Consider the following 15,090-nt stretch of genomic DNA (forward strand, 5'->3'; position numbering starts at 1 on the left):
AATACTATTTACTGGCGGCGCCATCTGCGCCAAACTTATTAAAGTTCCAAAGGAAAGAAAGCATCACGTAGCGGCCGATAATACCATAAGTACTTTGCGAAACGGTATTACCATACATGCTTCTGTTAATGCCCTTGCGCTGCTTTAAAATATCGTCTACCGTACACCTGAACTCAAACGCATCACCTTTTCCAAACTTCTTGCCCAGCCCCGCATTCCAGATGGCCATGCTATTATTGGTGGTAAACAAAGCTGTTTTAGGACGGATGGCGTAATCAAGATCCGAATTCAGCTCCAGCTTCCAGGGAAGTTGTACGGATACGTTGGCATTGAGCGGGTATTCCCAATAGGTGGTGGTGAGCGACTGCTGGATGGACGACACCGTGCTGTTGAAATTGATGCCGCCGCGCAGCCGTGCGTCGTACCGCTTCTCCTTGAATTTTCTCAGCTGGAAAAGAGCGCCTGCGTTATAGGTATTGGAGACGTTCTCCACGTGGTTCACGAGGCCCGTACGCCGGCCTATCTGGCCATTGGTTTCCACACCTATGCGTAGGTCCTGCCACTTCAGCTTCCATTCCCCGGAGAGGTAGTAGCTGACATTGCGGTTGCCGTTTACGTTTACAGCCATGCTTTTGCTTCGGCCGCTGGCATCCACCTCGGTTGCATTGGCAAAATCATTCATCGTAAAATTATAGCTGAGGTTAAACCAAATGGACCGTTCCGTAAATACCTTGTAATCCCCGAGGTTCAAACTGATAGTGCTGTTGAAGGATGGTTTCAGATCAGGGTTACCGACGAAGATGTTGATCTGGTTATCGTTGGACACCAGCGGCTGTAACTGGTTGATGGAGGGCTGCCGGGTATAACCGTTATACGACAGCGAAATGCTTTGCTGCTGTTTGCGCTGGTAGCTGAAGCGCATCCTGGGGCTCCAGTTGACGAAGCTGCGGTCATAGGTTTTGCCGGTGTACAGGTTATCCTGGTGGTACTGTGTGGCCCCCACTTTGGCGCCTATGTTAAAACGGAACTTCTTGAAATTGTAGCTATAGGCCAGTCCGCCCAGGTTCGTGACCACGTTATATTTATAGTCGTTACTGTACAGCGAATCCAGGTCTTCATACTTACCATTATCCGCCTTGTTATAGGAACTGCGCCCGGAACGGTTGTTATTCAACTGCAACCCGTAGGATATTTGCATCAGGCCATTTTTGCCCACCGGCTCCGTATAGGCTACGTTGCCATTGATATCCGTTTGCTCGCTGTTGTTGATCTTGTGCTGATCGACTTTCAGTACGGAATCCAGGACGCCGTTCGTATATATGTTGGCGTGGGAGAGCTGCATAACCTCGCTGTTCGACTTTTCATAATTCTGCCAGAAATTGGCGGTAAGGGTACGGCCCTTCTTCTGAAAACGCTGCTTCCAGAGCAGGTTGGTACCGAATAAGTCACGCTGGCCATCACTGCTGGTATTGTTTTCATTTTCATTGAGCAGTTGATTATTTTCATTGGTTACCTGCCCCATCTTGCGGGAGAAGCTCGTACGGTTATCCCTTCCTCCTTGCACGGTGAGCTTTACAGTAGCCATGCTGTCGATCTTCCATTCATACAGGCCATCCGCACGGAGTTTTTTATCGATAGACTTGCTGCTGCTGCTATCCCTGGAATATTGTACAGCATTGTTCAGCACTTGCTGGTTCAGGTCTGCAGACCACTGTTCCACCCCCATCCGCATGGCTTTCACGTTGGCGGATACCCGTTGTTTATCCTCCTTCCATTTATCCTCATAGTGAACGCCACCTGTTTGCACCAGCGGATAACCTCTGCCCTCAAACCTGCCTTCCCAGCCACCCAGGTCATCGCCATTGCCGGAGAAGGTATAATAACCATTCATCTCATCGTAACTCATATTGCCGGCATCACCTTGTCCGAATTTTTCCCGTTCCTGCCAGTTGAGGCCCGTTTTACCGGTGTTGGAAGCTATCCCGAACACGGCCGCTTTGCGTTTGCCCTGGAAGAGGTTGGCCATCAGCTGCGTATCAAAATATCCATTAGTACCGCCACTGGCGCTGGCTTTTCCGAAGTATCCCTTCTTTTTATTTTCTTTCAGGGTGATGTTGATGGTCTTGGATTTTTCACCGTCGTCCACGCCGGTAAAGGCAGCCTGGTCGCTTTGCTTATCGAATACCTGCACCTTGTCTACCATATCTGCGCGAAGGTTTTTGGTGACCAGCGTCGGATCATCGCCGAAGAATTCCTCCCCGTCGACCAATATTTTTTTCACTTTCTGCCCCATGGCCGTGACCTGCCCATTCTTATCCACCTGGATGCCGGGCAGGAGCTTCAACAGTTCCTCCACATTGGCATTGGCGGCGGTCCTGAAGCTATCCGCATTAAATTCCGTGGTATCTCCTTTGAAGCGTATAGCCGCTACCTGCTGCTTGATCACTACTTCTTTAAGGAGGCGGGATTTCTGGATCATATTAACGCTTCCGAGGTTATGGACGGCGCTATCCGTCAGCGTGATCGCTTCCACATAATCGGCAAACTTCGGGTAGGAGACCATCACCAGGTATTGCCCGGGCTGCAGGTTTTTCAGCTCAAACCGGCCGTTGCCGGCAGTGCGCTGGAAACGGTAAAGCATGGAGTCCTTAGCATGCAGAACAGACACTACCGCATTGGAAAGGGGAATACGATTCAGGGTATCGGCCACTGTTCCTTTTACTATCGCGGATTGCGCCCATGCTGCATGTAGGCTTAGCAACAGGGCAAACAGGGTAAATATTTTTTTCATTAACGGCTTACAGGTTGTTATGGAATGCACAATTCCCGGCCACACGCATTCTCAAGATGCTACGCCGCCAAAATTCCATAAAATATTCCAACCGGATTTTACCATGTGTGATAAACATCTGTTAAATCGCACCCTACTTATCAAGTAGGGCAAACAGGTTATCCTGTTAATAACTCCTGATCAGTTCCACCAGCTCGTCGGCAGATAATTTCACGGCCTGGTCCGTGCCTTCCAGCAACTGATCCGCGAGGGAACGTTTGGTATGGTGCAGGGTTAAAATCTTTTCTTCTATGGTATGCATGGTAACGAGGCGATAGATGGTGACCGGCCTCGTTTGCCCGATGCGCCTTGCCCTGTCGGAGGCCTGCTCTTCGATGGCGGGGTTCCACCAGGGGTCCAGGTGGATGACGTAATCCGCGGCGGTGAGGTTGAGGCCGAGTCCGCCCGCCTTCAGGCTGATTAAGAAAATATCCGCTTCCCCTGCCTGGAATTGCTTTACCAGCGCGGCGCGGGTAGCCACGGGCGTACTGCCGTCCAGGTACAGGAACTTCACGCCTTTTTGCAGCAATGCCGCTTTGATTAAATCCAGGTGCATTACAAACTGGCTAAACACCAGGGCTTTGTGCTGGTTCTGCAGCAGCTCTTCTACTATTTCCAGGAACACTTCCAGCTTGGAGGAAGGCATGTCCAGGTTGGCGTCTACCAGCTTCGGATGGCAGGCGGCGAGGCGGAGGCGGGTGATTTCGGCCAGGGCTTGTATATGGCGCTGCGCGATATTATCCTCGCGGGAATGCAGCGATTCCAGGGCTTTGCGGCGGACGGCTTCATACAGCGCCGCTTCTTCAGGGGTTTGCTGTACGAGTTTGACAATTTCCGTACTAGGCGGCAGTTCCTCCAGCACGGCGGTTTTTGTTCTCCTCAACATAAAAGGAGATAAGAGTTTTTTCAGTTGTTTCCTCACCGGGCTCTCGGGGTTACGCAGGGAAGGGAATACGTATTGTTTGTTGAAGTACTCCTGGCTGCCCAGCAGTTCTTCATTCAGGAAGCGGAACAGCCCCCAGATTTCGCCCAGGTTGTTTTGTACAGGCGTTCCCGTCAGGGCGAGGCGGAAGTGCGCATCCAGGCTGTATGCCGCTTTTGCCGTGCGGGTATTGGCATTGCGGATGATATGCGCTTCGTCCAGCACTACGGTGTGCCATACTTTTTTAGCCAGCAGCTGTTGCTCCGATTGCAGCAGGCCGTAGGTGGTAACTACTACGGTGAAGGCCTGCGCTGCTTTGATGATAGCGGCGCGGTTAGCGGAAGAGAGGTCGATTACCTGCAGGGCCGGCGCAAACTTATTCGCTTCGCTGATCCAGTTGGGCAGCACGGAGGCCGGGCATACCACCAGGGCGGGCCCTTGCGGCGCGCGATGGAGTAGTAACGCCAACGCCTGTATGGTTTTACCAAGGCCCATATCGTCCGCCAGGCAAGCCCCCGCTCCCCAGGAGGCCAGTTGCACCATCCAGCGGAAGCCTTCTTCCTGGTAGCTGCGCAGGGTGGTTTGCAACCCTGCCGGCACGGTTACCTGCAGTTGTTTGGCTGCTTCCCATTTTTCCAGCATACGGCGCCAGGCGGCATCGGTTTTTACTGCTTCCAGGTCCATCAGGGCTTCCGATGCAAAAGGCGCCAGCATAGGGCGGATGCGGATCTGCTCCTGCTCTTCCATGGTAAAGGCAGCCAGCTCCTGCAGCCTGCGGCGGATGCCGTCTGTAAGGGAAACGATTTCCCCGTTCTTAAGGGTATAGAACTTATGGTGTTTCAGGTTTTTAGCATCGAGCAGTTCTCTGAGGGTAAGAACGGTATATTCGTCCACCTGCACGCTGCCTTCCGCGGTGAACCAGTGGTCTTTTTCCTTGATGGTGATATGCAGCTGCGAGGCATCCAGCTCCTGGCGGATGCGATAGCGCTCTCCTTCCGGCCATTCGGCCACGGCGAGGTCCGGATGCAGCCGGATTACTTCCAGGAGTTGCAGGCAATCCACCGGGTCTTCAAAGATGATCTGGTCCTCATCTACTTCCTGCATGACTTCCAGCTGAATATAGCCGAGCAGCGCTTTGTAGTTGGCCATTTCCTGGTCGAGGTCCCGGCGGGCCTGGCAGCGCTCCCCGTTCATAATCCCCAGCACGGAACGGCCGCCCAGGCCGGGTTTGCAATACGGAGGATCGTTGCGGAAGGGCTTCACAAAAAAGGCCGCTTTCAGCCCGGTGTTAACCGGCAGCATTTGCACGACGATCCGTGGGTCCGCGGTGATACTGCGTATATCCGCCGGCGTTTCCAGCATATCCGCATGCACGGTGAGGTGCGTGGCTACCTGTTGCAGCACGGCGTTGAGTTTATCCTTTCCCGTGAGCGGCACGGTGTGCAGCTGGTGCAACGTTCTCAAGAGGTGTTGCTGGTAGGTGTTGAGTACAATTACTTTCAGGCGGGTATTACTTTCCCGGATGAAGATCATGGGAGAATTAAAGTCATGTATGTTCGTTGAAATCGTATAGCCTTTAGCGTTAGTAATCACGTTGATTTCAGGAACGCCTTTCACCACTTCAATGGGAGCGCCTTCGTGGATATCAAACAGCAGCGGGTGGCCGGCCATTTCCTGCCATACCCGCGGCTCGAAGGACCATCCATCGGCGCCGGAGTTATAGTAGCTGACCTTTTGCACGGTCGTGCCTATACGAAAATCCTGGTCTGTCATACCTTCGGCGCTGCCGTCTTTGAGGCGGCTGAGCGGCAGGTTACGGCCGCTGCTCCAGGCGTTATCCTTCCATTGCTGCTGCACCGGTTGAATCGTGTACTGCCGGAGGTCCAGCAGGTAGGCAATACGAAACGGCGTGGCCGCTTTTTCCTTTTTCTTTTCCTCGTGGCCGAGCAGCGAGTTCAGCACCCGTTCCCACTCGGGCGCCTGTTCGGAGGATGCGCCCAGTGGTTGCAGGCCGGTGGCGGCGGCAAATTCATCGTAGAACGACTGGTAGCCGTCGTAATTCTCGTCCTTTGCATGGAAGCAATATTCGAATGCAGGGAGCTGATAGCCGTTTGCTACGGCCCTTGCCAGCAGCATGCGCTGCGAGGTTTGGTGCAGCACGAGCAGTTTATTTTTCGGGTGGTACCACTTCAGCGCGAGGTAGCCGAGGAATGCCATCAGCCGTTTATCGGCTTCCCGGGCGGCGTTTTCAAACAGTATTTCCAGCAGGTTTTCCGCCCGCTCCCGTTTGCCGGTATGCAGGAGCAGCAGGGCCAGCGCCGGCACGATCGCCGGGAAGGATTTGCGTTCGTAATGCGCCGTGATCTTTTGGATCAGGGGGTTAGCGTCTGCCGGGGGCAGCAGGGCGAGGTTGCAGGCGTAATAAAAAGCGTAGATCGCCGTGGTGGGCAGGATATTCTTTTTATCGCTGCTGCGTTGCTTTTTCATGCCCAGCTCGAATGCTTGCCGCGCCTTAGCCGGCGTATCGTGATAGAGCAGCCATACGGCCTGTTGAAAATATTCGTCTGTTGTTGCGGGAGATGGGATAGCTGCAAAGGAACCATCCAGCAGGCTCACCTCCGGGCATATGGTGGTAGTGCCGAAGGCGGTAAGTTGCGCTTGTAATTCCCGTAGCACCGGGAGGGGTTGCAGCTGCTGTTCCTGGTATCGTAAAGACCAGCTGAACATGGCGGCCACTGCGTTTTCGCTGAAAAAGTGCAGCAGTCCTCTATAGGCTTCGCGGCCTGCGAGGCAGGACAGGTAAGGCAGGTATTCCGCCAGCTGCTGTTCCATTTTGCGCACGGGTGGCTGCAGCAGGGAGCGGTCCCCAATGAAGTAAGCCACCAGCAGCCGCTGCACTTCCTGCAGGGCGGCATGCATGGTATAGAAATGAAAATCATTCGCCGGCACGGCGCGCAGCATCTGTTGGTACTGTGGCGCTTTGATTACAACAGGAAATAACTGCAGGCAATATTCCAGTGGCAGCAGGAAGCTGCCGGTGATGTTTTTTACCACGATACCTTTATCTGCCAGTTGCTGCAACAGCTCCCCCACTTCCACCGGCTGCAAAGGCAGCAGGGTAGCCATGGCCGCATTGAGCGTAGGCTTATCGATGGGGTACATATAAATTGCCAGTACATCCGTCATGATGCGGAGGTTAGGCGAAAGCGCCTCGTATTGCCGGGTGAAATACTGATCTTCAAACATGATGGCAGCAAAAATAAAGTATTCGCATCTTGCATGGCCGGAATGAATTGCCTATTTTTGAAACTATGTTGAAACCAAGATTATTAGGTACGCTTCCTCCTCCTCCGGTAGCCCGCTAAGCTGAATAAGAAGCTTGTTTTTTTATGCTACTGTTGTTCCTGCTGCGGCGGGAACCGGGATTGGTTTGCCGTTCATGCAAACCGGTATCCCATCAGCGGATCATGCGCATAATTTCCTTCCTTTATTCAGCCCTCTCCTCACACAAAAAATTTTCGTTTCAAAACCTTGTCGCGGCGCATTTTACTGCTGCAACACCGCCTATCGTAGCCACGTGGTTTACGGCAGGCTGCCGGGCGCCATTACTACCCGGACGATGCGGTGCTGCGGCGCAGCCGTAGACATCTATCCACCTAAAAATAAAAATGAAAAAATCTCTTCTGATGCTGCATATCGCGGTCATCCTGGCAGGATTTACGGGCATATTCGGTAAGCTTATTACTATTAACGACATCGGCCTGGTGTGGTTCCGGGCGCTGTTTTCCATGATCCTGCTGTACGCGCTGCTGAAGGGCAGCCGCAAATTCCGTACGTACGGCCGGCGGGATCAATGGCGGCTGATTGCCTCCGGATTGCTGCCGGGGCTGCACTGGGTGCTGTTTTACGCCAGTATTAAATATTCCAACATCAGCATTGGGGTGATCTCCTTTTGCACTTCCGGTTGCTTTACGGCGCTGCTGGGGCCACTGGTGGCGGGCAAGCGGCTTTACCTGCGGGAGCTGCTGTTGAGTTTACTGACGGTACTGGGCGTAGGGCTGATCTTCGCCTTTGATACCGGCTACCGGCTGGGGATTGCGCTGGGCCTTATTTCGTCCGTCTTCGGTTCGTTGTATATGCTGACCAATGAAAGGCTGATCCGCCGCTATGATGCCGCTATGATTAACTATTACCAGATGATGGGGATTACGCTGGGCGTTGGGTTGTTGATACCCGTTTACGTATATGCGTTACCGGTAGCCGTGAGGTTGATACCCACCCGTACGGATATTGGTTACCTGCTGGTCCTGTCCTCCTTCTGCACCATTGCCATTTACGTAATGGTGGCGGAAGCTTTGCGGCGCCTCTCCGCGTTTACGGTGAGCCTCTCGTTCAACCTGGAGCCGGTGTACAGCATATTGCTGGCCATCCTCTTTTTTGACGAGGGCAGGCAGCTGAATATGGCATTTTATGCGGGGCTGCTGCTGATCATCACGTCTGTGAGCTTGCAGCTGTATGTATCCCTGAAAACCAGCAAAATAAAGTAGTATCTTCAGGATAATTTACAGTTGACAATGAAAAGATTACTCCTTGTGCTGCTTGCAGCAGCAGCCATTTCTTCGTGCAAGGTAACGCAGCGCAGCGGCGACAACCGCCATATTTACGTGCAAAAAGACGGGCGCGCCAACAAGCCCTGGAAGCTCGTTTGGAAAGACGATTTCGATGGGCCGCAGCTGGATACCTCCCGCTGGTCGCGCATACCGCCGAACAATGCCGCGTGGGGCAGGCACATGAGCAGCAACGATGCCTGCTACCGGCTGGACAGCGGCCTGCTGTACCTCCGGGGGATCGTTAACCCGGATACAACGGCGGACACGCGCCCTTACCTTACAGGCGGCATCTGGTCGAAAGGGAAATTTGCTTTCCAGTACGGGCGAATAGAGATCCGCGCGAAGCTGGAATGCGCCCGGGGCGCCTGGCCGGCCATGTGGATGCTTGCCGAGCAAAATAAATACGGCGCCTATCCGAAAAACGGGGAGATCGATATCATGGAGCATCTTAACCATGACAGCATCATTTATCAAACCACGCATTCCTGGTACACGCTGCAGCTGAAGCAGACTAAGCATCCACCGCATGGCGGCACTGCGAAAGTGGACCCGCTGGCGTTCAATACGTTTGGTATTAGCTGGTACCCGGACAGGATTGAGTTTCAGCTGAACGGGCGAACAACTTTTACGTATCCGCGGGTACAGGGGGTGGATGCGTCGCAATGGCCGTATGATCAGCCTTTTTATATTTTGATCGACCAGCAGCTGGGAGGCGATTGGGTAGGGCGCGTGCATGCAGAGGACTTGCCGGTGCAGATGGTGGTGGATTGGGTGAAGGTGTACCAATAGCGCGGTTTTTTTCTCGCAAAGGGGCATAAGATTGCAAAGAGCGCAAAGGGGGGTAAGGGGCAGAGGGGCGTAAGATTGCAGAGAGAGCAGAGGGAAATAAGGGGCAAAGGGGTGTAAGATTGCAGAGGGAGCAGAGGGGAATAAGGGGCAGAGACAGCAGAGGATTGTATTGTGCGGCTTTACGCTCAAAGGGAACTAAGAGGCAAAGATCGCAGCGGATGGTATTGTGCGGCTTTGCTTGTGATATGACCTTATATTAAAAAAGGGGCCGATTAGGCCCCCTTTGCGTTCTTTGCTATCTTATGTCTCTTTGCGAGCCCCCCCTTTGCGCTCTTTGCAATCTTACGCCCCTTTGCGAGAAAAAAAACCGCGCGCAACCCTACGCCGTCTGCAGTTGGCGCAATATGGTAGGGTCCTGGATTTCCTGGTCCCGTGCCAGCAGCAATACCTTCGATACCAGCTCCGCTGATCTCGGGTCCTCGTCGGCAAACGGGAGGAAGATGCGGCCCCTGTGCTGGGAATGCACCGGCAATATGCTCAGGTAGTTACCCGGCAGCTGATGCACGACGGCGCTTCCCAGGTGTACGGTGTACTCGCCGTACTTGCCTTTGATAAAGGCGTGGTTGCCTTTTACGGTGACGTTATCCAGCTTGAACAGCCGGGCGGATTCCTTCAGCAGCACCGCGCGCATTTCAATAGAGCTGTGGCTGGCCTCAGGGTCTACGCCGCCTACGTGCGCCACGCTCACCACGAGGTCGATGTCGCGCATCACTTCACTGAAAATATGGGGCGGAATATCTTTAAACGCTACATTTTCGTAGGTCTTCAGGTCATGGAACTGGATGGTCTCCAAAGTAGGGCTTTCCACTTCCGCCGGCGAAAACCAGTCGGCCATGGCGTAGAGCTTCGCTACAAATCCCTGCTTGTGGTAAACCTTTTGCAGGCCTTCTTCGTAGTTCACTTTCCAGCCGCGGGTTTTGAGCAGGGCTACCGCCTGCGAAGGCTGCACCTGGTGGCCGGCATACCTGCGGGAAATGGAAACTTCCTTCAACTCCTCTTCCAGCGGCAGGTACAGCTCGCGGAATATCTGCTTAAACGGCTGCTGCAGCTGGTGCGTGAAGCAATAGTGCTGGTAGGCGGACCAGAGGCCGGTACTGTGCAGGTCAGCACAGTGCGCGATGCGTATCTCATCGTTCGCTGTTGGCGTGTATGCTTTACCGTTAGTATCCGCCAGTTCCCCGCTGCGCCAGAAGCCGGTGTGCCCGTTGCTGACAAACACGAGGTTTTCCAGGTGTTTGCTGATCACGGGGTGGGCAAAGAGGGTGGTTACTTCTTCGAGGGTGAAGTTGTCCGCCTTTACCATGGCTTCTTCCAGCGCTTGCCTTGAGCGGCTGAACTGTTCGCGGAGCGTTTTGCGGTACTCCTGTAATTCCAGTATCTTCTTGTCTTTTTTGTATTTGGGCGGGATCGCTTTTAAAGGCTTATCTCCTTTGTAGGCGACTACCTCCGCCAGCCCGTCGTCCTGTATCACCAGGCCGATCAGCGTATCATCGAATTGCACCTGTGTGTTGGACGCGAGGATCTCCTGCACCTGCCTGGTTTCCATGGCCCAGGCGAGGCGCTGCGGATCGGCATAACCGGCATTGCGGGCCAGGTTTTCCATGGCGATGCGATAGGCCAGTTTTTCGCTGGCCTGTTTCTGCGCGCCCCATTGGCGCGTTTCTTTCAGAAACTGTTGCAGGTAGGCGTAGCGGGACAATACATCCTTGGCAGGATTGGATTTGGCCAGCGGAATGAGGCCGTACATGCGGAGGTAGTCCTGGTCGCGCGTATCCTTTACTTTAGCGGTTACTTCCTTGATCTTCAGGTCGCCCGTCATCACGTCTGCGTACAGGCGCGCCCGCCGGTGCGCGTTACCGTCGCTGATATATTTGGCGGCATCGTAGACCAGCTGCCAGCGTTCTTTTCCGAGCTCTTTGCGGGCTTTCAGGAACCATTCCTTATCTACTGCGCCGTCTTTAAAACCCTGTAAGTCCACTTCGGAGTAGCGGGCGATTTCGCTTTCCGCTTCCGCATTTTGTTCGTTCGCCCCGGAATTCTTCGTATGGGCATGCATCCACCAGATGGCGGAGTCCAGGCCTTTCCAGCCCAGGTAAGCGCTTACAAATTTCTGCCACTGCGGCGCATATACGGCGGCTTCCACGAGGCGCTGCTCCGTAATGCCGGCGGCTTTCACCCCTGCGTTGAAGGCTTCCTGGGTATCTTCCGGGAGCGGCTGGCAACGTTTCAGCAGGGTGCTGAAGAGTTCTGTTTTATTGTAGAGGGTATTATCGTAGCTGTACAGGTATCCCCGGTGGAGGTTCGTTTTACCCATGGCGTGCAGGATGCCGGTAAACCGCTTCACGCCGTAAATTACCTGTAACGACTGTACGAAGAGGGAAACGGTGGTTGGCGTGTCGCCCCGCTTCAACTCCACATCCAGGAAGGCCTCGCGGATGCGGTCCAGCTTAGGCTTCACAAACGGATACTTTGTAGCGTAGTCCACTTCGTGCGGGCGGGTTTTCTTTTTTGATAAAGCACGGATGTATTCCGGATGGATGATCCCGGCGAAGAGGTCATCAGCGTTGATGACGCCCGCCTCATAAGCTTTGCAGATCAGCTCCAGCGGCACGGGGAAGTTGCCCGGCATGTCCGGCAGGCTGCTCAGCTGGCGCCAGCGGTAAATATGCCAGCACAAAAGGATATTATCCCCTTCCAGCTTTTCGTAATTGATCTGTTCGAGGAACACCTGGAACTGGGGAACGGCCTGCCAGTTCTTGCCGGTGCTGGTTTGGCCATAGCTCCTGACAGGGATGGGCTTTTTCAGCATATCCGGCGGAATGCTGTGGAATAAACGGATGCAGCCACCGATCAGGAAGGTATTGATATCCTCCGGCTGATAGCGGAGCAGCAAAACATTCGTGATATTGAATAAAGGGTTGTGGTGTTTGTAAGGGTATTTATCCAGGACTTCCTCCGGCATGACATCGCTTTTCAGCGGGAGGTCCTTAATGATGGCCTGGTAGGATTCTTCCAGCTCGTGATAGCTTTCGAAAACCAGTCGCGATACGATGAACAGGTCCAATGCCGTCAGGCCGGACGCCTTGAACCAGGCATCCCATACTTCCGGCAGCGGGTAGCTGAGGTATTCTTCCTCGCGGGATGCAAACTTATACCCGTAAGGTTTGGTGCGGGTGAAGTTGTTGCCGAGGATGTAGGTATGTTTTTCGTTCTGGTAGGTTTCCGCTTCGTACTCATAGGAAGCGTGGTCCTGGAAAACCCGGTACAGGCTGGCGTAGGCGGCCCTGATCTTTTCTGCCGGCATGGAAAAACCGAATGCATTTTTTGCAAGTAGTTTTTCATAGGGAGATGCTGGATCTACCGGCGGCAGTATTGCCTCGGTCAGGTTGGCAGGGTTGTAAAGCCCATAGCCATTTTCAGCAACCAGGTCGTTTTCAGCCATGTTGCTGGTCAGTTGTGTCAGCAATATTTGTTCTTTCGGGGAGATTTTTTTGCGCTCGCCGAAAGCGGTTGCCCATTGGCTGACCTGCGGCAGGAGGCGGTCCGACTTCTTCAGTTGCACGGCTATGTCCAGCCCGCCCAATCGTTGCTCCGTATCGCCGTCCAATAAAAGGCCGGTGGTAGCGATGAGCGTGTCATCCTGCTGCTTCAGCAACAACTCTATGGCCTTGCTGCGCATGGTAGCGCCTTTCCTTTTGAGGATGTCCGCCACCTGGGCGGCTTCTTCCATGGTGAGCACTACTTTGCCGAGTACGCGGAAGGCAACGGTCACGTTAAACTCGCCGCGATCCTTGAGTAAGCGCAGGGCGTAGTTCCGCTGGAAAGGCGTAACCTCATAGTCTGCATTCTTTTTATTGGCATCATGATCCCAGTTATAGTCGGAGAATACCGGCAGCACGATGCGGGTGATGCGTTCCCGCAGGCTTACCTCCATTTCATCAAAATAGCGAAGCAGGGTGTTCAGGCGCTCATCGCTATCCAGCACCAGCGCGGCCATGGCCGCCATGACCTGGTTGCGGCTGAAGGTGATATTACTCCAGGAGAACACTTTGCCTTCGAAGGTTTTTTCCTTTTCGTGGATGCGTTCCAGTATGCCATGCAGGCGGTCGAACAGCGCGGGATAGGCTTCCGCGTAGATGGGCGCCGTAGCGGTGGTCAGCATGCTGTTGATACCTGCCACGGCTGCGCCGAGTACGGCCAGGTCGTTACTATCCAGTACGGCGTAGTACAGGGGCATATTGAGGTAGAAATGCCCGGTTTGCCCGCCGAAGAACAGCGCCAGGCATTGCTTTTCGGAGGAGCCTTTTTCCAGCAGCTGCGCCAGGTAAGGCAGGGTTTGATGGACGTCTATCGCGCCCTGCGCCCAGAGGGCCATATATACGTCGGCGTTATTGCTGCTTTTGATGGCGGCGGGGATTTGAGATGGATCTGCCAGGTACTGGTAACCTTTTTCGAAGAAGGTTTTTACCGTGGCATCTTTTTCGGATTGCCAGAGGAGGCCGGCCCATACGTCGAGGGCGCGCACCACGCCGGAGAAGCGGTAAAGCTTTTCGTCCAGGATCACTTTCATCAGGTGCTTCAGGGCGCCGAGGCTGCATTCGTCCATCGCTTCGGTAATGGTTTGGCGCAACCCTTCCTGTCGCTGTGCGGCGAGCAGCAGTTTTTCCACGAGCTGCCAGCAGCGTTCCTGGTTGGACATGAGGAGGGCTTGTATCAGCGGGCGGGTAACTTTCCCTTCCGGGTGTTTGTTGAAGATGATATCTTCAAAGGTCTGGTACAGCGTTTCGTCCCCGTTGTCCAGCGCGGCCGCCCAAACGGCGGTCATATTGGCGATACTTTTCAGCTGGTGGTTATAGATCACCTGTTCCGGCAACGTAAGGTCATAAAAAATAGCCCTTGGATCACTGTAATAAGCGGCATAATGGGCCTGCCTTACTGCCAGCTGCAGGAAGTTCAGCTGGTTGGGAAAATAGAGTTCAATATCATGCGGAGCCCGGAACGATCTGCGGTAGTAGCTGCGCATGTAGGCGCGCTGCCGCTCCTGTTCCCAGGCGTAGAGGATCAATGGCGTCAGTTGTTCACCGAAGAGGAATTCCAGCAGCTGCTTTTGTTCCTGTTGTTCCCACTGTTTTTGTCCCAGGAATTCCAGGAAAAAATTATAACGGGCATCCCCGTACGAAATTAACCCGGAGGGGTAGCTGTTCCGGCCGGTGACATAGTCCGGCATCTGATTCAGCAGGATCAATCCGGCTTTGGCGGCATTGGGCGTCAGCTTATCATGTTTCAAAGCGCCTTCCTGCACCTGTTGCAGGGTGGCGATCAGTTGGCTCCAGTAATCTTGCTTTACTTTGTTTTTCAATAATTCCTGCATGTCCATCTTAAGGCGTGTTAGGTTTTACGGGTGTACAATGGTTTACCAAAAACTTCCGGCGAGGAAGGTAAGGCGTATAAAAGTCAATGCTGTTGCGGGTGTAAGCGCAACGGTTTCATCAAGTGATTTAATTTCCTGTTCGCCGGCAAATACGGCAAAGAGGCCATCTTTAAACGCCTGCAGTGCATTCTCCTGCGCTTTGGCCAGGTCCGGCGCGCGGTCATTATAGTTAATGCCGAATCCTACCTTTCCGGTAGCCGCCTGGTTATCGATATTTTCTTTGCTTAAAACTGGCAGTAGCTGCGAGTCTTGCGGCCGCTGACGATATGCCGTCACCTGTTGTTCAACAATAGCGAGAATGAGTTTTTCTAAGGAAGGGTTAACTCCAACGTCTTCAATCTCTATGGTTTTATTGGCGAGGATCGCGTGTTTACGGCCTAACTGTTTAACATTGATAATTACATCCATTTTAAATAGTTCGGTCCCGGCAAATGTAAATTTTCTTTGG

6 protein-coding genes are annotated in these 15,090 nt (G+C 53.7%); 2 read left to right on the forward strand and 4 right to left on the reverse strand.

Annotated elements, in window-relative coordinates:
* Window positions 1-4: 4 nt before the first annotated feature.
* Both BOC67_RS15930 and BOC67_RS15935 read right to left on the reverse strand, forming a co-directional pair.
* The gene (locus tag BOC67_RS15930; RefSeq protein WP_291911598.1) at window positions 5-2,791 is read right to left on the reverse strand and encodes an outer membrane beta-barrel family protein; all 2,787 of its coding nucleotides are present in this window, start codon (window positions 2,789-2,791) and stop codon (window positions 5-7) included.
* 166 nt (window positions 2,792-2,957) lie between these two features.
* Complete coding sequence (locus BOC67_RS15935; RefSeq protein ID WP_291911599.1) at window positions 2,958-6,998, reverse strand: DEAD/DEAH box helicase; 4,041 nt, start codon at window positions 6,996-6,998, stop codon at window positions 2,958-2,960.
* 422 nt (window positions 6,999-7,420) lie between these two features.
* Between BOC67_RS15935 and BOC67_RS15940 the strand changes: the two genes are divergently transcribed.
* Together BOC67_RS15940 and BOC67_RS15945 are read left to right on the forward strand one after the other, a co-directional pair.
* Complete coding sequence (locus BOC67_RS15940) at window positions 7,421-8,299, forward strand: DMT family transporter (protein ID WP_291911600.1); 879 nt, start codon at window positions 7,421-7,423, stop codon at window positions 8,297-8,299.
* A gap of 27 nt (window positions 8,300-8,326) precedes the next feature.
* Window positions 8,327-9,151: a glycoside hydrolase family 16 protein gene (locus BOC67_RS15945; protein ID WP_291911601.1), complete on the forward strand. Its 825-nt coding sequence runs from the start codon at window positions 8,327-8,329 to the stop codon at window positions 9,149-9,151.
* Between the two features lie 379 nt (window positions 9,152-9,530).
* On the opposite strand, the gene BOC67_RS15950 is transcribed toward BOC67_RS15945, so the two are convergent.
* On the reverse strand, window positions 9,531-14,588 hold the full coding sequence (locus BOC67_RS15950) for a DUF4132 domain-containing protein (RefSeq protein ID WP_291911602.1): 5,058 nt from the start codon (window positions 14,586-14,588) through the stop codon (window positions 9,531-9,533).
* A 36-nt stretch (window positions 14,589-14,624) separates the two neighbouring features.
* The gene (locus BOC67_RS15955) at window positions 14,625-15,050 is read right to left on the reverse strand and encodes a hypothetical protein (RefSeq protein ID WP_291911603.1); all 426 of its coding nucleotides are present in this window, start codon (window positions 15,048-15,050) and stop codon (window positions 14,625-14,627) included.
* Window positions 15,051-15,090: the final 40 nt, after the last annotated feature.

The sequence above is a fragment of the Chitinophaga sp. CB10 genome (assembly GCA_001870995.2).
Classification (GTDB): Bacteria; Bacteroidota; Bacteroidia; order Chitinophagales; family Chitinophagaceae; genus Chitinophaga.